The organism is Caldicellulosiruptor naganoensis, assembly GCF_026914285.1.
Classification (GTDB): domain Bacteria; phylum Bacillota; class Thermoanaerobacteria; order Caldicellulosiruptorales; family Caldicellulosiruptoraceae; genus Caldicellulosiruptor; species Caldicellulosiruptor naganoensis.
Genome location: NZ_CP113864.1, coordinates 566,679 through 588,365, shown reverse-complemented (window position 1 = coordinate 588,365; position 21,687 = coordinate 566,679). Strand labels below are relative to the sequence as shown.

At 37.4% G+C, this 21,687-nt stretch carries 22 protein-coding genes; 1 reads left to right on the top strand and 21 read right to left on the bottom strand.

Annotated features, from left to right (window positions below; translation table 11 throughout):
• Positions 1–108 precede the first annotated feature (108 nt).
• Genes glmU through OTJ99_RS02685 form a run of 6 tightly spaced genes read right to left on the bottom strand, consistent with a single transcriptional unit; the run spans position 109 to position 5,239 of the window.
• The gene (glmU, locus tag OTJ99_RS02710) at positions 109–1,500 is read right to left on the bottom strand and encodes a bifunctional UDP-N-acetylglucosamine diphosphorylase/glucosamine-1-phosphate N-acetyltransferase GlmU (RefSeq protein ID WP_045165342.1); all 1,392 of its coding nucleotides are present in this window, start codon (positions 1,498–1,500) and stop codon (positions 109–111) included.
• A gap of 6 nt (positions 1,501–1,506) precedes the next feature.
• On the bottom strand, positions 1,507–1,962 hold the full coding sequence (locus OTJ99_RS02705; RefSeq protein ID WP_045165585.1) for a deoxycytidylate deaminase: 456 nt from the start codon (positions 1,960–1,962) through the stop codon (positions 1,507–1,509).
• Positions 1,963–1,987: 25 nt separating this feature from the next.
• Positions 1,988–2,629 (bottom strand): uracil phosphoribosyltransferase, encoded by a 642-nt coding sequence (gene upp, locus OTJ99_RS02700; RefSeq protein ID WP_045165343.1) that lies wholly within the window; start codon positions 2,627–2,629, stop codon positions 1,988–1,990.
• A 42-nt stretch (positions 2,630–2,671) separates the two neighbouring features.
• Positions 2,672–3,118 carry a ribose 5-phosphate isomerase B gene (rpiB, locus tag OTJ99_RS02695; protein ID WP_045165344.1) on the bottom strand — a complete coding sequence of 149 codons (447 nt, stop codon included), beginning with the start codon at positions 3,116–3,118 and terminating at the stop codon, positions 2,672–2,674.
• Positions 3,119–3,160: 42 nt separating this feature from the next.
• Positions 3,161–3,958 (bottom strand): MBL fold metallo-hydrolase, encoded by a 798-nt coding sequence (locus OTJ99_RS02690; RefSeq protein ID WP_045165345.1) that lies wholly within the window; start codon positions 3,956–3,958, stop codon positions 3,161–3,163.
• A 21-nt stretch (positions 3,959–3,979) separates the two neighbouring features.
• Positions 3,980–5,239 (bottom strand): UDP-N-acetylglucosamine 1-carboxyvinyltransferase, encoded by a 1,260-nt coding sequence (locus tag OTJ99_RS02685; RefSeq protein ID WP_045165346.1) that lies wholly within the window; start codon positions 5,237–5,239, stop codon positions 3,980–3,982.
• 217 nt (positions 5,240–5,456) lie between these two features.
• On the opposite strand from OTJ99_RS02685, the gene OTJ99_RS02680 reads away from it, so the two are divergent.
• Positions 5,457–6,173, top strand: coding sequence for a carbon-nitrogen hydrolase family protein (locus tag OTJ99_RS02680; protein ID WP_083943521.1), 717 nt, complete (start codon positions 5,457–5,459; stop codon positions 6,171–6,173).
• 62 nt (positions 6,174–6,235) lie between these two features.
• On the opposite strand, the gene OTJ99_RS02675 is transcribed toward OTJ99_RS02680, so the two are convergent.
• The 15 genes from OTJ99_RS02675 to amrS form a co-directional block, all read right to left on the bottom strand.
• Entirely contained in the window at positions 6,236–6,463 is a 228-nt protein-coding gene (locus tag OTJ99_RS02675) for a YlmC/YmxH family sporulation protein (RefSeq protein WP_045165587.1), read from the bottom strand.
• 61 nt (positions 6,464–6,524) lie between these two features.
• Positions 6,525–8,192: a ribonuclease J gene (locus OTJ99_RS02670; protein ID WP_045165347.1), complete on the bottom strand. Its 1,668-nt coding sequence runs from the start codon at positions 8,190–8,192 to the stop codon at positions 6,525–6,527.
• A 110-nt stretch (positions 8,193–8,302) separates the two neighbouring features.
• Positions 8,303–9,232, bottom strand: coding sequence for a protein translocase subunit SecF (secF, locus tag OTJ99_RS02665; RefSeq protein WP_045165348.1), 930 nt, complete (start codon positions 9,230–9,232; stop codon positions 8,303–8,305).
• On the bottom strand, positions 9,232–10,479 hold the full coding sequence (gene secD, locus OTJ99_RS02660) for a protein translocase subunit SecD (protein ID WP_045165349.1): 1,248 nt from the start codon (positions 10,477–10,479) through the stop codon (positions 9,232–9,234). The genes secF and secD overlap by 1 nt, the downstream gene beginning before the upstream one ends.
• Positions 10,480–10,663: 184 nt before the next feature.
• Positions 10,664–11,113, bottom strand: coding sequence for a gamma carbonic anhydrase family protein (locus tag OTJ99_RS02655; protein ID WP_045165350.1), 450 nt, complete (start codon positions 11,111–11,113; stop codon positions 10,664–10,666).
• Positions 11,114–12,475 (bottom strand): thioether cross-link-forming SCIFF peptide maturase, encoded by a 1,362-nt coding sequence (gene scfB / locus OTJ99_RS02650; RefSeq protein ID WP_045165351.1) that lies wholly within the window; start codon positions 12,473–12,475, stop codon positions 11,114–11,116. It lies immediately after the preceding gene.
• Between the two features lie 96 nt (positions 12,476–12,571).
• Complete coding sequence (gene scfA / locus OTJ99_RS02645; protein WP_083931403.1) at positions 12,572–12,715, bottom strand: six-cysteine ranthipeptide SCIFF; 144 nt, start codon at positions 12,713–12,715, stop codon at positions 12,572–12,574.
• 195 nt (positions 12,716–12,910) lie between these two features.
• Positions 12,911–13,882, bottom strand: a complete 972-nt coding sequence (fba, locus tag OTJ99_RS02640) for a class II fructose-1,6-bisphosphate aldolase (RefSeq protein ID WP_045165352.1) — start codon at positions 13,880–13,882, stop codon at positions 12,911–12,913.
• A gap of 33 nt (positions 13,883–13,915) precedes the next feature.
• Entirely contained in the window at positions 13,916–14,635 is a 720-nt protein-coding gene (locus tag OTJ99_RS02635; protein WP_045165353.1) for a phosphatase, read from the bottom strand.
• Between the two features lie 41 nt (positions 14,636–14,676).
• Positions 14,677–15,741, bottom strand: a complete 1,065-nt coding sequence (locus tag OTJ99_RS02630; protein WP_045165354.1) for a bifunctional phosphoglucose/phosphomannose isomerase — start codon at positions 15,739–15,741, stop codon at positions 14,677–14,679.
• A 150-nt stretch (positions 15,742–15,891) separates the two neighbouring features.
• Positions 15,892–16,824 (bottom strand): HPr(Ser) kinase/phosphatase, encoded by a 933-nt coding sequence (hprK, locus tag OTJ99_RS02625; protein WP_045165355.1) that lies wholly within the window; start codon positions 16,822–16,824, stop codon positions 15,892–15,894.
• 51 nt (positions 16,825–16,875) lie between these two features.
• Positions 16,876–18,657, bottom strand: coding sequence for an excinuclease ABC subunit UvrC (gene uvrC / locus OTJ99_RS02620; RefSeq protein ID WP_045165356.1), 1,782 nt, complete (start codon positions 18,655–18,657; stop codon positions 16,876–16,878).
• 65 nt (positions 18,658–18,722) lie between these two features.
• The gene (locus tag OTJ99_RS02615; protein WP_045165357.1) at positions 18,723–19,949 is read right to left on the bottom strand and encodes a CdaR family protein; all 1,227 of its coding nucleotides are present in this window, start codon (positions 19,947–19,949) and stop codon (positions 18,723–18,725) included.
• Positions 19,950–19,952: 3 nt separating this feature from the next.
• Positions 19,953–20,810 (bottom strand): diadenylate cyclase CdaA, encoded by an 858-nt coding sequence (gene cdaA / locus OTJ99_RS02610; protein WP_045165358.1) that lies wholly within the window; start codon positions 20,808–20,810, stop codon positions 19,953–19,955.
• Positions 20,811–20,832: 22 nt separating this feature from the next.
• Positions 20,833–21,681: an AmmeMemoRadiSam system radical SAM enzyme gene (amrS, locus tag OTJ99_RS02605; RefSeq protein ID WP_045165359.1), complete on the bottom strand. Its 849-nt coding sequence runs from the start codon at positions 21,679–21,681 to the stop codon at positions 20,833–20,835.
• Positions 21,682–21,687 lie beyond the last annotated feature (6 nt).

The following is a 21,687-nucleotide window of genomic DNA, read 5'->3' as shown; positions in this document are numbered from 1 at the left end:
CCCCAGCACAAAAGTGAGTTTAAAAAATCTTTCATGCACAATCTATATTATAACACAAAAATATAGCTTATCTTTAATATTTTTAAACACTTTCTCACTGTTAAAAAATTATTTGTTCTCATACTTCTGTTTTCTCTTCAGTACCCAGCCCTCTTTGTTTGTTTGCCTCTCTCTCGCAATTGCAAGCGCACCAGCTGGTACATCCTCTGTTATAGTAGAACCTGCTGCAATGTAGGCATTTTCTCCAATTTTAACTGGCGCAATGAGATTAGAATTGCAGCCTATAAATGCATTGTTCTCAACAACTGTTCTGTGCTTTTTATACCCATCATAGTTTACAAAGATTGTTCCACAGCCTAAATTCACATTCTCGCCAATATCAGCATCCCCAATGTATGTAAGATGGGCTGACTTTGTGTTCTTCCCAAGCTTAGAGTTTTTGACTTCAACAAAATTTCCAATCTTTACTCCTTCTTCTAAAAGGTTGTTTGGTCTCAGGTGCGCATATGGTCCTATCTTGACATTATCCTTTATTTCAGAACTTTCTATCACAGAAAACTGGATATGACAGTTATTTCCTATTTTTGAGTCTACAATGTAAGACTGTGGACCAATTACACAGTCCTCCCCAATTGAAGTTTTGCCAAGTATAAATGTACCCGGATAAATTACTGTATCCTTTCCAATTTGGGCATCTGGATGAATATAGGTACTGTATATGTCTATTATTTGCACACCTCTTGAGAGATGTTCTTTATTTATCCTAAGTTTCAACTCCTGCTCAGCAACAAAAAGCTCATACCTTGAGTTAATTCCCATAACCTCAAAATTGTCTTCTACAGTTACTTTTACAACCTTTTTGCCACTTCTGTTTAGTATCTCAATAGCATCTGTTAGATAATACTCGTTCTGGCTATTTTTGTTGTCAATCTTGCTCAAAACATTTACAAGCTCTTGTTTTTCAAAACAATAAAAGCCTGGGTTTATCTCTTTTATTTTTCTTTGTTCTTCAGTTGCATCCCTCTCCTCAACAATCTTTATTACATTGCCGTTTTCATCTGCAATTATCCTACCATAACCGTATGGATTTTCAAAAATAGCTGTCAGAAGACAAAGCGCTGCAGCTTCTTCTTTTCTCTTTTGAGAAAGCTTTTTTAAAGTATCAGCCTTTATAAAAGGTACATCACCGTACAGTACAAAAATATCCTCTGAATCATCTGAAACTTTGCTCATTGCACACATAACAGCATGTGCTGTGCCAAGCTGTTTTTCTTGATATGCAAATCTTACATTCCTTCCTTCTAAAACTTTATAGACATCCTCTCTTTTGTTTCCTACAACAACCACAATCCTACCATCTTCAAAGTTTTTCTCAATCTCGTCTATTATATAAAGTATCATAGGCTTTCCCATAATCTTTTGGACAACCTTGGAATATTTAGATTTCATCCTCTTTCCTTCGCCAGCAGCTAAAATTATAAACGTACTTTTCTTGCTCATTTTCCATCACCTTTTTTCATTTTCCTCAAATTTTACAACTTCTATACCAGCTTCTTCAAATATCTTTTGGCTCATCTCATCTGGATATGAGCCTTTGTAAATCACCTTTTTGATACCAGCATTCACTATCATTTTAGCACAAATCACACATGGATAGGTTGTTGTGTAAATAACGCTGCCGTCGATATTTACGCCCATTTTAGCTGCTTGGATTATCACATTTTGTTCAGCATGAAGTCCTCTGCAAAGCTCATGTCTTTGCCCTGATGGGACATTAAGCTTTTCTCTTAAGCAACCTACTTCTTCACAGTGAGGCAGATTACTTGGTGCACCGTTGTAGCCTGTTGCTAAAATCCTCTTGTCCTTAACAATTAGTGCTCCCACTTTTCGCCTCAAACACGTTGACCTTTCCTTTACAATGTCAACAATCTGCATAAAGTACTCATCCCAAGTAGGTCTCATTGGACTTCCTCCAAATTTTTTCTCTTTATTTTGTACCAAAGAGCCTATCCCCTGCATCTCCAAGCCCTGGTACAATATATCCATGGTCGTTTAGTTTCTCATCAACTGCTGCACAGTACACTTCAACATCAGGATGGTCAGTTGTCAACCTTTCAATCCCCTCTGGTGCTGCAATCAGGCACATAAGTTTCAGGCTCTGTGGATTGTATTTTTTAATGTAGTCAAATGCAGCAGATGCTGAACCGCCTGTTGCAAGCATTGGGTCAAGTACAATTATATCTCTTTCATGCACATCTTGAGGAAGCTTGCAATAGTACTCCACAGGCTTTAGAGTCTGTGGGTCTCTGTAAAGCCCAATATGACCCACTTTTGCTGCAGGAATGAGTCTCAAAAGCCCGTCAACCATGCCAAGCCCAGCTCTCAAAATTGGGACAATTGCAAGCTTTCTTCCTGAGATTACTTTGCATTTAGCAATTCCAACAGGTGTCTCAATCTCAACCTCTTTTAGTGGAAGGTTCCTCGTCACTTCATATGCCATTAGCATCGCTATCTCTTCAACAAGCTCTCTGAACTCCTTGCTACCTGTGTTTTTGTCACGAATCAGTGTAAGTTTGTGCTGAATCAATGGATGGTCAAACACATATACATTTTTCTTGTACTCAATCATTAACCCCTTCTCCTTTCTATAAATTCTACACAATATTGTTATTTAATCCTGCATATCTTCAATCTCATGTATCTTGTCCACTCTTCTTTGGTGCCTTCCACCTTCAAATTGGGCTGACAAAAAACTATCTACGATTTCGCATGCAAGTCCTTCTCCAATAACCCTTGCACCCATTGCAAGGATGTTTGCATTGTTATGCGCGCGGGCTGCCTTTGCTGAAAATGTATCATGACAAAGGGCAGCTCTGATGCCTTTTATTTTATTTGCAGCAATAGAAATACCTATTCCTGTGCCACAGATTAAAATCCCAAAGTCAAACTCACCGTTTTTCACTGCAACCGCCACATCCCTCGCAATGTCTGGATAGTCACAGGACTCTTCTGAATATGTGCCAAAATCTTTGTACTCAATTCCTCTTTTGTCAAGATGCTTCTTTACAGCCTCTTTTAATCTAAAACCTGCATGGTCAGCACCTATTGCTAATTTCAACTTCATCTCTCCTCCTATTTAAAGACTTTACTGGTACATTTTCTATAATACAGAGCACAAAGATGGTTGATATCTTTGTGCTACATCTAAGCTAAAATCAAAACTTTCAAACACACCCTTTTCTTTTAAAATGGATTTTACAGTCATCAGAGCAACATCAGGGTGATTGTTCTCCTCACTCAGGTGCCCCAAGTAAATCCTCTTTGTCCTCTCAAGATTTAGTTTTAAAATCATCTGTGCTGCCTGCTCATTTGACAAATGTCCAATATCGCTTTTTATCCTTTGCTTTAAGTAATAAGGGTAAGGACCAGTCAATAGCATCTCAATATCGTGGTTTGCCTCAAGCAGGATAATATCAGAAAAATCAATCTTTTGAGCAACCTTTTCGTTTACATGCCCCAAATCGGTTGAGATTGAAATTTTTTTGTTGCCAACATAAAAACAAAAGCCCATCGGGTCTTTTGCATCGTGTGGAATTGAAAATGTGTCAATGCCAATGTTCCCAATTGAAAAACTTGTACCTGTCTCAATCAAATGTACATTTCTTTCGTCAACCTTGCCAATGGAATTTTTTATAGCTTCCCAGGTTCTGTAGTTTGTTATAATTGGTACATTCAGTTTTCTAAAATACACTCCTGCACATTTAACATGGTCAGAATGGTCGTGGGATAATAAAATGGCATCAATTTTCTTGTTAAAGCCAATTTTATTCAAAGCGCATGTTAGCTTTCTAAAACTCACACCCGCATCCACCAAGATTGTGGTATCTTTGTATGAAATTAAGATTACATTGCCACTGCTACCACTATAAAGCGGACAAAAGATTATTTCATAAGACATTATGGTCTTTCCCCTTTTGTTTTAAACTCTCGAAACTTTTGCACCCAAAAGTTTTAATTTATAATCTATACTCTCATAGCCCCTGTCAATATTTTTTGTATTGTATATTATTGTCTTTCCTTTTGCAGCAAGCCCCGCAACAATCAAAGCAGCACCAGCTCGAAGGTCAACTGCTGAAACCTCTGCTCCCTGTAAACTCTCAACACCTTCAACTATCGCCACTCTTCCTTCCACTTTGATATTTGCCCCCATCTTTTTCAGCTCATCTACATACTGATACCTGTTTTCCCACACACCTTCTGTGACAACGCTTGTTCCACTGCAAAGGCTCAAAAGCACTGTCATCTGGGGCTGAAGGTCAGTCGGAAACCCAGGGTATGGCATCGTCTTTATACTTGAGGCTCTCAGCCTTTCTTTGCATCTCACCTCAATACTGTCTTCATATACATTTACCTCAGCACCCATCTCAAGCAGCTTTGCAGTCAGGGATTCTAAATGTTTTGGGATTATGTTTTTTACTCTAATGTGTCCCTTTGTTGCGCACGCAGCTATCATATATGTACCAGCTTCTATCTGATCAGGAATGATTGCGTACCTTGCAGGATGAAGCTCTCTTACACCTTCAATCCTGATAACGTCAGTTCCTGCTCCTTTAATCTTTGCACCCATGGCATTCAGGAAATTAGCAACATCAACAACATGAGGCTCTTTTGCTGCGTTTTCTATTATTGTGGTACCCTTTGCCTTCACAGCTGCAAGCATGAGATTAATTGTGGCACCAACAGACACAACGTCTAAATAGATTTTAGTGCCGACAAGTTCTTCCGCATATGCCTTTATCATACCATTTTCAATTTTAACATCAGCACCAAGCGCTCTAAAACCTTTTATATGCTGATCAATTGGACGGGCACCAAAATTGCACCCGCCCGGCATTGCAACCTCTGCCTTGCCAAAACGGGTAAGAAGCGCTCCAATCAAGTAGTACGAAGCTCTTATTTTACGAACACTTTCATATGGTGCTACAAAGCTATGCAAATTGCTTGCATCTATCTTCAATGAATGATTGTCATACTCAATCTTTGCTCCAAGTCTAAGTAAGATGTCATCCATAGCAAACACATCTTCAATCAGCGGGAGATTTTCAATTATACTCTCTCCCCCTGCCATCAGGGCAGCAGGAATCACAGCAACTGCCGCATTTTTTGCACCATTTATTTGAACCTCTCCAAAAAGGGGATTTCCACCTTCAATGATTAGTTTTTCATGATCTGGTTTCAAGTTCTTGCACCCTCTCTCTAAAAAGGCTTTTCACTATTCCCATTCTTTTATATTATATCTATTGTAGCGAAATATGAAAAGAAGAATATTCTTTTTTGAGCAACTTGGCAGTTGTTTAAAATGGACAATAGATTCTTCTGTTGAAAAAATGATATCATAAAGTCAAAATAGAAATTGGTGGCTGGTCTTTTAAAAAATATTAAGGAGATGATAGAACTTGAAAATTGGAGTTGTTCAGATGAAAATTTGTGATTTATTGGAAAGAAACTTCTATAAAATACTTTATTTTTTGGACAAAGCAAAAAGTGAACAAGTGGATTTGGTGTGTTTTCCTGAGATGGCGCTGACAGGTTATAACATTGAACTTTTGCAATCTCAAAATTTGAATCATATAATTTCGGATTTTTTAGAACAAATATCAAAAAAGTGCAAAGAATATTCTATCTGCAGTATAATAGGTCATCCTTTTAGGCAAGAAGAAAGGCTTTTAAACAGAGCAACAGTAATCTTCCCAACAGGTGAAAGTTTAAAATATGATAAGATTCATCCAACTGAGCTTGAAAAGAAGATATTTTCGCAAGGCGAAGAAACTCTTTCGTTTGAATATAAACAGAAAAGATTTGGCATTGCAATCTGTAGAGACCAAAACTTCTATGAGATATTCAAAAAATACAAAGAAGGTGGTTGCTGTGGTGTGTTCATTTTAGCTGCACATTTTTACAACCCAAAAGAGGCAAGGTGGAAGATTGACAAAAACAGAAGCATTCCTATAACAAGAGCTGTAGAAAATGGTTACTTTGTGTTTTTAGCAAATGCAGTAGGACCTCATTTAAATATGATAAGCCTTGGACACAGCTTAATTGTAGACAGCGATGGCTGCGTGGTGTGCGAAGCAGATGAAGCAGGTGAGTATCTATTGACAGTTGAGATTTGAGACAATTGAACTCATTAATTAAAATAACAGGGCTGCTACTTTTTACCACAGGCAGCCCTTTTTTATATCTCAACCAGAATCACATCTTCACCAATCTTTTTTATATCCCATGGAATTACATAGTCTTTTTCCTTTGAAAAGATACTTCCTACAGAAAAAGGTGCAGGGACAACAATAGCGTCAACTTTGCCTGTTTTAACATCCACATCTAAATCACAAACCTTTCCAAGCTTTTTACCGTCTGATATATTTATCACATCTTTTTCTCTCAGATCAGACGACTTGAACATCTCTATCACTTTTTTAAAAAACCTTGTCTTTTATCATTATATGCAAAAGCAGCTTGCATAGTTAAATCTCGGTTATTATAGGAATTATCATGGGATTTCTGCGTGTCCTTTCAAACAAGAAATTCTTTAGATTATCTTTTAATATAACCTTTATAGCATTTGGCTCTGTAATATCATTTTTTCTACAGAAATACAAAACATCCTTTATCACCTTTTTTGCCTCTTCAATTAGTGGCTCAGCTTCTTTTATATAGATAAACCCTCTTGAGATTATCTCTGGCCCAGCAATTACATCTCTTGTTGATGAATCAATTGTGAGAACCACAATAAAAAGTCCATCTTGAGCAAGATGACGTCTGTCACGTAGTACAACATTTCCAACATCACCAACACCAAGCCCATCAACAAGCACATTGCCTGCTTGAACGCTGCCAACAACCTTTGCAGAGTCTTTTGTTATCTCAAGCACTTTGCCATTTTCCAGAATAAATACATTCTTTTCACCAAGTTCCATTGCAAGTTTAGCATGGTGGATTAAGTGTTTAAACTCCCCATGCACAGGCACACTGTATTTTGGCCGTGTGAGATTGTGTATAAGCTTTATCTCCTCTTGACATGCATGACCTGACACGTGGATATCATCAATGTCTTCGTAAATCACCTGTGCCCCCTGTCTAAAAAGGTCGTTTATTACCCTGTTGACAAACTTTTCATTTCCAGGAATTGGCGCAGCTGAGATTATCACAACGTCACCTGGTATAATACCTACTTTTTTATACTCTGCAGAAGCCATGCGCGAAAGAGCCGACATTGGCTCGCCCTGGCTTCCTGTTGTAATAAGCACTATTTTATTTGGGGGATAGTTTTCAAGTTCATCAACATCAATCAGCATTCCATCTGGCATCTTCAAATATCCAAGCTCAAGCGCCTTGTTAACAACATTTACCATGCTTCTTCCCAGAACACAAATCTTTCTACCTTGTTTTTCTGCAGAGTTTATCACCTGCTGGACTCTGTGAATGTGTGATGAAAATGTTGCAACAATAACTCTTCCCTGAGCTTGAGAAAATATCCTGTCGAAGGTTGCACCAACAGTTTTTTCAGACAAAGTAAATCCAGGGCGCTCAGCGTTTGTTGAGTCGCACAAAAGTGCTAAAACACCTTGCTTGCCAAGCTCTGCAAATCTAATCAGGTCAATCGGCTCACCTTCAATTGGTGTAAAGTCGACTTTAAAATCGCCTGTGTGAACAATAGCCCCCAGTGGCGTGTGTATAGCAATTGCAACAGAGTCTGCAATAGAGTGTGTTGTTCGGATAAACTCCACTCGCATATTATTAAAGCTAATTACATCGCCCGCTTTGACAGTAAAGAGCTTGACAGAGTTTAGGTCTATCCCAAACTCCATAAGCTTTATCTCAACAAGCCCAAGTGTAAGTTTTGTACCATAAATAGGAATGTTTAAATCTCTCAAAACATACGGAATTGCACCAATATGGTCTTCATGCCCATGTGTAAGTATCAATGCTCTTACCTTTTCCTTATTCTTTACTAAATACGACACATCAGGTATGACAAGGTCAATACCCAGCATTTCATCTTCTGGAAAGGCAAGACCACAGTCAATTACAACAATCTCATCATCTACTTCAACTACTGTCATGTTTTTGCCAATTTCGTTCAAGCCTCCAAGGGGGATAATTCTTATTATGTGTTCTGGTCTTTTTCTCATATAAAGATTCCTCCAAAAGGTAAAAATAAAAGGCATTTTAAAAAAGCCCTTACGAAAGAGACTTTCGCAAGAGCTTTTTTAAAACTATGAAAAAACCTCATCCAAAATTTTTAAACTCTCTTCGGTTTTGTCTGAAGTTTCTTCCTTGTGCTGCTTTCCCAATCAAACCACAGCGCAGTTGCTATAAATATTGAGGAATAGGTACCAGAAGTAACACCTATCAACAGTGGCAGAGCAAACTCTTTTATTGATTGAACACCCATCAGGTACAGGACAAACAATACAATTACAACAGTTGCAGCAGTTGAAAGTGACCTTCCTATTGTCTGGTTCATGCTAAGATTTACAAGGTCTTTGAGGTCCATCTTGCTCTGAATTCTTCTATTTTCTCTTATTCTGTCAAACACAACAATTGTATCGTTTATTGAATAACCAAGGACTGTGAGCATTGCTGCAATGAATGTAGAGTTTAGAGGTATTTTAAACAATGTGTAGACAGTTAGCATTATCAAAAGGTCATGCAAAAGTGCTATAACTGCAGTTGTGCCAAATTTAAATTCAAACCTTATCGCAATATAGATTAACATCAGGATTGATGCTATTATAACAGCCCAAACAGCTTGTGATTTTAGCTCAGATGATACCACAGCTCCAACATTTTGGTATGAAATTAAGTCTTCCTTTTTAAGATTATACTTTTTTGCAATTGCGTTGAAAAGCTTGTCGCGTGTTTCTTTTGAAAGTTCTGTTCTCTTTTTTCCGTGCACCTCATGTGCATTTATCATAATCTTTCTGCCATCTTCAATTTTTCTAACAATAGGTGTCTGAGTCCCTGTAATTTGCTTTGTCAACCTTTCTAACTCAGCAATCTCAGAAGCACTTGGTACTTTGTGAAGGTTTATTTCCAATACAGTTCCACCTGTAAAATCTATGTCGTAGTTGAATCCTTGAATTATATATGAAACAAGGCCTATTACCATCACCAAGATTGACAGAATATAGAAATACTTCCTCTTGCCCATAAAATCAATGTTTGTCATTATGCCTGCACCTCCCTGGTTTTTTTACCGCCATACCATCTTATATCTTTGAAAAGCCCTGTGTTTATAATAGACACAAGCAAGAACCGTGTAACAGTAATTGCAGTAAAGAATGAAACCACAATACCTATTGTAAGTGTCCAAGCAAAACCTTTGATTGGCCCTGTCCCTAAGAACAAAAGAACAATTCCTGCTATTATTGTTGTCACGTTTGCGTCAATGACAGCATTAAGTGCACGTCTGAAACCTGCATCCATTGCAGCCTTTAGTGTTTTGCCAGCTCTGAGTTCTTCTTTCATTCTTGCAAATATCAAGATGTTAGCATCAACCGCCATACCAGCAGAAAGGATTATACCTGCAATACCAGGGAGGGTAAGTGTTATCTTTGCATACCCTACTATTGCAACAAGGATGACAATATATGCTACCAAAGCTATATCTGCAATAAACCCTGGCAGTCTATAGAAGATTATCATAAACAAAAATACCAGGACTATACCAATTATACCTGCTTTTATAGTTGTCTTTAGTGCTTCATTGCCCAAAGATGGACCAATAGCCCTGCTCTCAATAACATTTAAAGCAAATGGCAGTGCACCTGCTTTAATTTGCTGTGCAAGTGTTTTTGCCTCTTCCAAGTCTTTCATACCTTCAATTATAGCTTCGCCATTGTCTATTTCTGCTCTTACAACCGGATTTGAAATAAGCTTCCCGTCAAGATAAATTCCAATATTTTGACCTAAATACTTTCTTGTACCTTCTGCAAACTTCTTTGTACCTTCCTTGTCAAATTTTAGTGCAACAACATAACCAGACGGTGTTTGCTGAGCATATGCATCAACTACATTCCTTCCCGAAACTATCAAATCCCCTGACGGTCCTTTAAATTCTATTAAGGCTGTTCTTCCAATATACTGAATGGCCTCATCGGGATCTTTTACACCCGGAATTTCAACTCTAATCCTTTTTGCACCCTGAAGTGTTGCAGTTGCGTCATAGAAGTTTCTCATATCAAGCCTTGTACGAATTAGCTGCAAAGCTGATTCCATTTCTCTTTTTGTTGGATTTTCCTTTGCTGCTTCATACACAATATACACGCCGCCTTTCAAGTCAAGCCCGTACCTGATAACATCTTTCACAGAAGGAATACTTGCAGTGCCAATATTCAAACCAAAAAAGACTATGTAAAATGCAAAGGCGATTACAAGACAGCCTATTAAAAACTTTGTTATACTTTTACTTTGCATAACCCTTTCTCCTTTCTTCTCTGCTTATTGTAAAAGTTTAAAAACTCGGTTTTATTTTTAACATTAAATCCTTTTAGTATTATAATCCTCAAATTAGTCTAAAGTCAACAAACTAAATTCACTACTTACAAATACTTTTATAATCATTGCTAAGTTCGATGTACTCTTTTGCAGAAATTCTTATTCATTCTATCTCTTCTGTAGAAAGCTCTTTTATCACTTTTGCTGGTCTTCCAAACACAAGTGTGTTTGGTGGAATGACTGTGTTTTGAGTAATAAGGCTTCCTGCACCAATTATGACATTGTCCCCTATTTTGCTTCCGTTCATTATTATTGAACCCATTCCAACAAGTACATTGTTTCCTATCTCGCAACCGTGCAACACTACATTGTGGCCAACCGTTACATCATCACCAATTATCACAGAGCAGCAGTGGTCAGTGTGAATTGTGGTCAAATCTTGGATATTTGTATTTTTGCCAATTATAATCCGGTTTTCCTCACATCTTATAACACAGCCAAACCACACACTTGAATTCTCTCCAATCTCGACATCGCCTATTATAGTTGCATTTGGTGCAATGAAGCAATTTTGTGCAATCTTTGGCGTTTTACCTTTATAAGTAATAATCATTTAACCTTCAATCCCCTTTTCCATAAGGTATAGTTTTGCAGCTATTGCAACCTCCACCCTCTTTCTCTCAAGCTCACAAGAGACAGTATAAGACTTTTTTACATCACCACACATATTGTAATTTGCAGCAGCACACCCTCCGCTGCAATAGAACCTTGCCCAGCAGTTTGAGCACTCCTCTTTTTCATACACTGTATTCTTTTTAAACTCTTCTACCAAATCATGTCTTGTAATTCCGTCAAAAATGGTCCCCAGTTTAAACTGAGGCTTGTCAACAAATTGATGGCAAGGAAAGATATTACCGTCAGGGTCGACTGCAACATATTCAAACCCAGCACCACAGCCGCTTAGGCGTTTTGATACACACGGCCCACCAGTAAGGTCTATATTGAAATGGAAGAAATTAAATCCTTCCCCTTTTAGTTTCGCTTTTACATACTCTTGTGCCAAGATATCATACTCTTCTTTTATCCTTTCTACATGCTGCGGCAAAATAGCCCATGGACTTTTCTCGTCTAAAACAACAGGTTCAACAGAAATCTCTTTTATGCCAAGACTATAAAGGTGCAAAACATCTTTTGAAAAGTCAAGGTTTTTGGAAGTAAATGTCCCTCTTACATAATAAGTTTTCCCATTTCGTCTTTGTATAAACTTCAAAATCTTTTGTGTAATTACATCATAAGTTCCGCTACCATGACTGTCAATTCTCATAAAGTCGTTTACCTCGGGCCTTCCGTCATGGCTCAATACAACATTTTCCATATTCTCATTCAAGTATTCAATAATTTCATCATTAAGAGCGGTTGCATTTGTTGTCAGTGTAAATGATATATGCTTGCCAAACTTCTTCTCTTCTTCTCTTGCATACTCAACAATCTTTTTGACTATCTCAAAATTCAAAAGAGGCTCTCCACCAAAAAAGTCAACCTCTAAATTCTTCCTTGAACCAGAGCTTTTGAGCAAAAAGTCAATTGCCTTTTTCCCAACATCAAAACTCATAAGCTTTCTTTCCTGTTTGAAACTCCCTGCTGAAGCAAAACAGTACCTACATCTCAAATCACAGTCATGCGACACATGAAGACAAAGAGCTTTTATAACAGGATTTCTTTTTTCAATTAGATTCAAATCCTTATACTCATCTTCAGTAAATAAGACTCCTTCTTCAATTAGATGTTTCACTTCACTTACTGCTTCTTCAATCTCATGCCTGCCAAAATTTAGATTGTCGTATACTCCATTGAATGTTTTGTTTTTGTCAAAATACTTTATCACTTCAAATGCAACATCGTCCACAGTAAAGATTGAACCAGAGGCAACATCTAAAACAATATTCAGACCAAATTTTTTAAAAGCGTGAATCATCTTGAAAAGATTTTTCCTCCCATAAAAGATTAAATAGCAAGACCGGGCTGCCTCAAATCTTCAATTGACAGCCCATATTCCTTTATTCTTCCAAAATTACTTTTTGTTTCTGCAAACTTGATTTCCAACTGTGCAAGATGTTTTGCAAGCCGACTGACAAGATGCCTGGCACTCACCACATCCACCGCTTACAACTGTTTTGGAAAGAGCATTCTTTGCAATAACTTTAATATGCTTCATCTTCTTCTTATAACCTCCTTCATAAAATGGTTTTCTAAAAAAGAATTTTTAAAATAACACATAGTATTTTATCACAAAGTATTGAACAATACAATTTTACAAAAAAGAAAAAGAGGCCATTCCCCTTAGCCTCTTTTTGCCTTTAAATAAAAATTCACTTAAATAAAAATTCACTTTACTGCCCAAAAGCCAACTTTACCCTCTGTTCTTCTTAATCTCTTCCAATATCTCTGGAGCTTTTCCGCTGCAGCCCAAAACATTTCTCAGCTTGTGCTTGACCATCTCTTTAATTGCCTCTCTGCCATCCTTGAGGTACTGCCTTGGGTCAAAGTGGTCTGGATGCTCAAAGAGATGTTTTCTTATCGCTGCTGTCATTGCAAGTCTTAAGTCTGTGTCAATGTTAATCTTTCTCACACCAAGCTCAGCAGCCTTTCTTAGCATATCTTCTGGCACACCTTTTGCACCGGGGATGTTACCACCGTACTTGTTGCACATCTCAACAAACTCTGGCAAAACTGACGATGCACCATGAAGAACAATTGGAAAATCCTTTGGAAGCTTTTCTACTATTCTCTGAAGCCTTTCAAAGTCAAGCCTCGGTTCGCCCTTGAACTTGTATGCTCCATGGCTTGTTCCAATTGCAACTGCCAATGAGTCAACACCTGTTCTCTCAACAAACTCTGCTGCTTGGTCAGGGTCTGTAAAAACTGCTTCATGCTCCGCAACTTTCACATTGTCTTCAATCCCAGCGAGTTTTCCAAGCTCTGCCTCAACAACAACTCCCCTCTCATGCGCATATTCAACAACCTTTTTGGTAAGCGCAATGTTCTCCTCAAACGGAAGACGTGAGCCGTCAATCATAACAGAGGTGAATCCACCATCGATGCATGCCTTGCAAATCTCAAAGTCCTCGCCATGGTCAAGGTGCAGTGCAATTGGCAAATCACCAGAATCCTCCAAAGCTGCTTCAACAAGCTTGATAAGGTAGATGTGCTTTGCATACTTTCTTGCCCCTGCTGAGACCTGCAAAATCAGAGGTGCTTGTTCCTCCTTTGCTGCCTCAACAATTCCCTGGATAATTTCCATGTTGTTGACATTGAACGCCCCGATTGCATACTTTCCCTCAGCAGCCTTTTTGAACATCTCTTTTGTAGTAACAAGTGGCATTTTAATTTTACCTCCTCTTTTAACTTTTAAAGTTTACTCAATATTCTTCCCATGAAGCCTTAAGAACTCCAAAAAGTTCTCAAGGCTTTTGTTGACTATGAGCTCATGTGGAAATTCATACTCCTCAATTAACTTTTGGGTGATATCACACCTTGCAATATCTGTCTTAAAATGTGCATCTGAGCCCATTGCAATGTAAACACCATACTTTTTGCAAAGCTTTAAAATCTCTATACAGTTTTCCTTGCTCTTTTCTCTTACATAAAATGACGCATTATTTATTTCAATAGCCTTATTGTACTCCTTTGCAGCCTTGACAACTGCTTCTTTGTCAATCTCATACAAGGGATTTCCTGGATGCCCAATACAGAGTATATTTGGATTTTTAATGGCACCTATCAACGCCCTGGTATGGTCCAAAACTGTCCCGGGTGGGATACAAACATCGTGCAGGCTTGCTATAACAAAGTCAAGCCTTTTTAGGGCGCTTTCTGGAAGGTCAATTGCCCCTTCATAGTCAATAATATTTGCTTCACATCCTCTAAATACCATTATACCATCAATTTTTCTTGGAACAACAACTAAATTGTAAAAATATAAACTACTGCACGACCCTGGCATCTCAGGGCCGTGGTCAGTAATACAAATGCCTTTTAAACCTTTATTTTTGGCTTCAGTAACCATTTCTTCTAAAGTATTGTAGGCGTGACCACTTGCAATTGTATGGCAGTGCGTTTCTACTTCTATAAACATTTTAACTCAGCTCTCATTTAAAATTTTTTCTCTAAAAATTTTTAGTCCTTTATCTCTGCAAGCTTGCTCTTTAATATATCAATCTTTTTGACAGGTGTTGGATCGTTTTGATAAAGTGTTGCAAGATAAAGTGATACATAGTCACCAAGATAAATCAATGAAAACATCCTTGCAAGCCTTGAATTTCCTATTGAATATATGTCGTTTACACCAGATACAACACCTTTTATTAAATCCTTTGTAATGTCCATTCTGATTGCATTTCTCTTGTGATCTTCAGTGTCGTGAAGCATTACAATCTCAAAAAGCCCTAAGATGTGCTTTGGCGACTCTGTTCCTACTATCTCGTTGTGATTTAGTTCCGAAAATACATTGAAATATGCAGGAGATTTCGAGTTCTCACAGATTTGTCCCTTCCATCTTTCTGCAATGACCTCTGTTGTACCACTAATTCCATATATAATTGGTAGTTTATTCCAGAGTTTTAGTGTAAGCCTTTTTGCCAAATTCTTTTCTTCTGGTACCTCTGGTTTGTACCTTTCTCTGAGGTCACTCAGAACCCTTATTGTCTCTTCAATCTGGTCATCAACAGGAGGAATAAGCCCAATCTTTACAAAAAGCATCAAAAGCGGGATAAATGAATATCCAAGTGCTGCTCGCGGTTGAAGCCCACCAGGAATGGTGATTACATAATATCCGTCCTTCTCAGCCATCTCTTTTAGCTTTCCGCCTGTTGTGATAGCAATTATCTTTGCACCCTTTGCCTTTGCATCCTGGTAAGCAGAGAGAGTCTCTTCTGTATTCCCTGAATAGCTTGATGCAATCACAAGAGTTTTTGAATCAACATAAGCAGGAAGCACATAGTCTCTGTTCACAATCACAGGTATTTTGCACTGGTCTAAGACAAACACTCTCAAAAGGTTTCCACCTATTGCAGAACCACCAAGTCCAGTGATTACAACTTTATCTATATCTTCTGCCTTGATATCCACGCTGATATTTTTCCCTATCTCATAAGCCTTTTGAATCTGTTCAGGAAGATTATAAACCGCCTGAAACATACCGCTTGGGTCGTTTTGTGCAATCATCTCTAAGTTATCAAGCATCTTTGATTATTTCTCCTTTCTTAAAAATTTTCTATTTCATAATATAATAATTTTTCAGTTTTTTCAACTTTCAAGACCCAAATTAGACATGTTAAAATATATAAAATAGGCTCACTTAAACACCTCATCAACATCTATCAAAAGACCTTTTTATTCATCCTCGTTCCTATTCATCTGGCTCTGAAGCCTCTCTGTCAAAGCTTTTGCTGCGTTATACCCCATCTTTTTCTGTCTGTTGTTCATTGCAGCAACCTCAACAATTATTGCCAAGTTCCTTCCCGGCCGAACTGGTATCACAAGTGTGGGCACCTTTATCCCCAATATCTCTATGTATTGGTCATGAAGACCAAGCCGTTCATATTCTTTGTCAGTTTTCCAGTTCTCAAGTTGGATAACAAGGTCTATTCTCTCTGAATCCTTTACACAACCCACACCAAAAAGGTTTTTCACATCCAAGATACCAATACCTCTTATTTCTATGAGGTGTCTGATAATCTCTGGAGCTTCGCCAACAAGGGTCTTTTCAGAAACTTTTCTTATCTCAACTGCATCGTCTGCAACCAAAATATGACCTCTTTTTACAAGTTCTAATGCAGTCTCACTCTTTCCCACACCGCTTTCCCCAAGCATCAAAACACCTTCACCATATACATTTACAAGCGTACCATGGCGGGTTATTCTTGGTGCAAGTTCGTGTGTCAAGAACGTGCTGAGGTTTGTCATAAACCTGGTTGTGACCTCAGTTGTTCTCAAAAGTGGAACCCCATATTTCTTAGAAAACTCTATAAACTCTTCATAAGGTTCCTGGTTTGTTGTAATTATCACACACGGGATGTCTCTTTGAAAAAGTTTTTCAATTGCATTCCTTCTCTGTGTCTTTGTCATTGTCTTCAAATATGCCATCTCGGAAATACCTATAATCTGAACACGCTGCTCATCAAAATATTCAAAAAACCCCATAAGCTGCAAGGCCGGACGGTTTAGGTTCATATCTTTTATCTTTCTTTTTTCCATATTTGGCACTTCTGTTAACGGCTCTAAATTGAGTTCTTTTATTATCTTTCCTACTGTTGTGTAGAACAACTCTTCATCTCATCCTTTCTTAATTATTTTTTTCCATTGTAAAATTAGTTTTTAAATACCTATCTTCTCTTTTATTTTTAACGCAACCTCATATGGAATATCAGCAGCTTTTACAATCTCTTCTATGCTTGCTTTTCTGAGGTTATCTATAGAACCAAATACTCTAAAAAGTTTTAATTTTCTCTTTTCGCCAATTCCCTCTATCTCATCAAGTATAGATTCATAAAGGTGTTTTTTTCTCAGTTCTCTATGATATTTAACTGCAAACCTGTGAGTCTCTTCTTGGATTGTAGAAATCAGTTTGAAAACAAGGCTGTCTCTTTGGATATTAAGCTCTTGACCATTATAAATCAAATCCCTTGTTCTGTGTCTGTCATCCTTGACCATACCAGCAACTGGAATATTCAAGCCCAAAGACTTTAAAACCTCAATTGCAGCATTTACCTGGTTTTGCCCACCATCTATTAATATGAGGTCTGGCAGCTGGCCATGCTTCTCAAGGTTTGTAAATCGGCGTGTGAGAATCTCTTTTACACTTCTTATATCATCCTGCCCTTCAAAGCTCTTTATTTTGAACTTTCTGTAATACTCTTTGTTAAATTTACCGTCCTCAAATACAACAAGTGTTCCAACATTGTCAGCCCCTGCAAGATTAGAGATGTCATAGCTTTCTATCTTTTCTATATCATTTTCGAGCTGCAAGATTTCTTTTAAGCGCAAAAGAGCTTCACTGTAATAGTTTTCTATTTTTTGTTTATTGACAAGCGAAATTTCGGCGTTCTTCTTAGCCATCTCAAGAAGCTGTTTCTTATCACCTTCTTTTGGAACAACAATCTTTGCTTTAAAACCGTATAGCTTTTCAATCATCTTTTCTATATTCTCGCCATTTCCAACCTCGTGTGGAAGGACAATCTCTTTCGGTACAGACACAACATCTGAATAGTACTGTTCTAAAAATCTTTCAAACATCTCTTGATCATTTTTTAAAACAAATTCCTCTTTGTTGATTAGCTTTCCATTTCTGATTATCAAAACAACTATGCAAATGTTGGAAGAATCCTCTGCATAGTTTATTACATCCTCGCTTCTATCATCAGCATAAATAACCTTCTGTTTTGTAATAATCTGCTCAAGGCTTGCAATTTTGTTTTTTATCTCCTGAGCCTTTTCAAACATGAGATTGTCTGCATACTCAAACATCTTCTTTTTCAGCTCTTCGACTATCTCATCACCTTTGCCATTTAGAACTTTTATCGCCTTTTCAACAAGCTCTTGATACTCTTGTTCAGAAACATCCCCTTTGCAAACACCAAGACATCTTTCTATATAAAAATTCAAGCAAGGTCTTCCCTTGCCAAGCTGTTCTGGAAATTTCTTTTTGCAGGTTCTTAGCATAAAAAGGCTCTTTAAAAGCTCAATTGTCTGCTTAACAGAATATCCCTTTACGTAAGGTCCAAAATACTTTGCGCCGTCCTTTTCAACCTTTCTTGTTGTTACAAGTCTTGGAAACATCTCGTTTGTGATCTTAATATACTGATAGTTCTTGTCATCCCGTAAAAGCACATTGTACTTTGGTCTGTACTCTTTTATGAGATTGCACTCTAAAATTAAAGCTTCAACCTCTGTGTCTGTGACAATATAGTCAAAGTCTTTAATTTTTTTTACCATAAGCCTTGTTTTGGGTGGGAGGTCAGAGTTTTGGAAATACTGCCTTACCCTGTTTCGCAAATTTACTGCCTTGCCAACATATATAACCTTTCCATTTTCATCTTTCATTATATAAACGCCTGGAGCTGTCGGAAGGTTTGCAAGTTTTTCCTGGATTGTCAGCATCTTTTTGCCATCTCCTTCTCTGTCTTTGAAAAACTTCCTCCTGATATTACTTTTTTGAAAATAACTTACTGGGTCTGGCTTTTTTCTGTTATTGTCACTTTTATGTAAGAGGAAGACACCTCTACATCTTCAATATTGTTTGGCTTTTCAAGCACAAGTGGCAAATTATAATCACCTTGCGTTAAATTCGAAACATCAACATATGCTTTAAATGAGGAAAAATCTATCGAATTTTGATTACTCTGGTAATACTTTACCTTAAGCATCACCTTATCAGGATTTAGATTTACTAAATACTGGCTACTTAAGCCCCTTACCTCAACCGGGACGGTAATTGACTTTTGGACAATTGAATCAGTGTAGATTGTTATCACAACTCGCTTGACATTATCCAAAGCTTTTATATTTTTTGGAATATTAAAATCAAACTGGAATGTAGAAACATTTTGTAGCATCTTTGTGTCAATTGCCCCAACAACAATCTCATTTAAAGAGTTTATATCCTCTTCCTTCCCTGCAACATTAACTGTTGAAGGCTTTAATACAATCTTTGATAAAACCTTGTTTGGCTCAAGTTTGCCTTTAAACTTTACAGTAAGCGGTACTTGTTTTGTCTTTAAGATGTCTACATATACATCTATGCTCTTTTGAGACAAATCAAAAAGTGATGTTATATCCTTGCCTCTTGAGTCTAAAATTTTAACAGGAACAGAAGTCTTAAACGGTCTGTCATTGAGGCTTAAGTTCAGCTGAGCAACACACTTCGAAATCTCTTTTATATCACTCTCAGCACCTTTTATACTGATGACATTTGGTTCTTCCTGATAGCCATTTATAATATACCCTTTTTTAGGATTCCCATCTATTTCAACTGTAACATCTTTCTGGATTGTTACAAGATTATCGATATTTACCATAACATTTTTTGGATACACACTTTCTATATTGATTCGGTGATAAGGATTGTTTATGTTAATTGGAAGTCTTATCTCACCAGTTTGTCTGACCTCAGAAAAATCTACTACTGCCTGGATGTTTTTCTCATCAATTTTGCTCAGCTCATCTTGAGTTCCGCTGACAACTATCCTTACTTCTCTTGCATCAGGCTCTTTCATAACAAGCCCTTTTGGCAAAGTTGAAATATTGTAGCGTATCGGCACTATCAACTCTTTCTTCTTTATAGGATTTATGATGCTATTTACATAAAACCACAAAATTATAGCAATAAATACTGACAAAACCCTGAGCCAGAAAGTATCATCTTTTGTCTTTTTTAGATTAATCTTTTTCAAATCTTAACGCCTCCATCTAAATATGTTAATACCGTTTTTCTCTTTCTCAAGTTTTAAAGGTCTGAGAAGTATCTTTCTCAAAGCTTCAGGTCCCAAGTTTCGTGTAAGTCCTCCGTTGTACGCAACAGATATAATTCCTGTTTCTTCTGATACGACTATTGCAGTCGCATCAGAGTTTTCTGAAATGCCAAGTGCTGCCCTGTGGCGTGTACCAAGTTCTTTGCTTATGTACCTGTTCTCTGAAAGAGGCAAAAAACACGCAGCAGCTTTTATCTTCCCATCTCTTATAATTACTGCTCCGTCGTGCAATGGTGTGTTCGGAATGAAAATATTAATAAGAAGCTGGGACGATATCTCAGAATCGATTATAATACCTGTGTTAATTATATCACCTATTTTTGTCTGCCCCTCAATTACAATCAGCGCACCAATTTTATTTTTTGAAAGATACATCACAGCTTTTATAATCTCCTCAACACTATTTTGCCACTTTAAAAGTGTCTCCTGGTCTGGTCCAACCCAAAAAAACTTTCCCCAAATTTTGCTCCTTCCAATCTCCTCCAAAGCACGTCTTAGCTCTGGTTGGAAGACTATCAAAAGCGCCAAAACACCGTATGAGAGCGTATTCGTCAAAAGCCAGTTTATAACATTCAGGTTCAGCCATTTGCTAACCTGAGTTATAATTATCAAAATCACAATTCCTTTTATGAGCTGATACGCTCTTGTGTCCTTTATCCACACAATTATTTTGTATATCACAAATGACACAATTGCAATGTCAATAATATCAAACAGCGTTATCCTGATAAGGGATATATTTCTTAAAAATTCCTGAATGTAAAAAGAAAGGTCTTTCAACAAATCAAATTCCCCCACTGCTTTTTTAGATATTTCCTAAATATACATACATCAAATATCTCTTTGCAATTTCTCTTAGCTTAAACAAAGTTTCTTTTGGAGTTGGCGGCAGATTCATCTTATATCTCGGGAAATACCTTGTAAGGTGCAAAGGAATTCTATCGTCAATTGACGAAAGCCATTTTGCAAGGTTTTCTATCTCATCTTCAGAGTCGTTTAGGGTTGGAATTATAAGTGTTGTTATCTCAATGTGAATCTTTTTGCTACAGATTTCAATAAACCTCTTGACACTTTCCAAATCACCACTGCACACCTTCTTGTAAAACTCGTCACTAAAAGCCTTCAAATCGATATTTGCAGCATCAATGACCTCAAGAAGTTCCAAAAGTGGTTCTTTGTTCAAATACCCATTTGTGACAAGGACTGTCTTAAACCCCTCTTCTTTAAACTTCTTTGCAACATCTAAAACATATTCAAACCAAATTGTCGGTTCATTGTAAGTAAATGCAATGCCGATACAGTCTTTATCTTTCTTTGCAAGCTCAATTAAACGCTCTGTATCAACTTCAAACACATTTGGAGTAAGCTGGGAAATCTCGTAATTCTGGCAGTGCAAGCATCTAAATGAACATCCAAATGTTCCTATTGAGAGTATGCTTGAGCCCGGATAAAAGTGATAAAGAGGCTTTTTTTCTATCGGGTCGAACGCAATTGAAGATATATATCCATAGTTTAATGAGTAGAGCTTGCCATCAACATTTTTCCTTGCTCTGCAAAAACCAGTATTGCCAGGCAGAATCACACACCCATGCGGACAGAGCTTACACTTTACCTTTTTATTTTCCAATTTCTCATAATACCTTGCTTCGACCATTTCTCA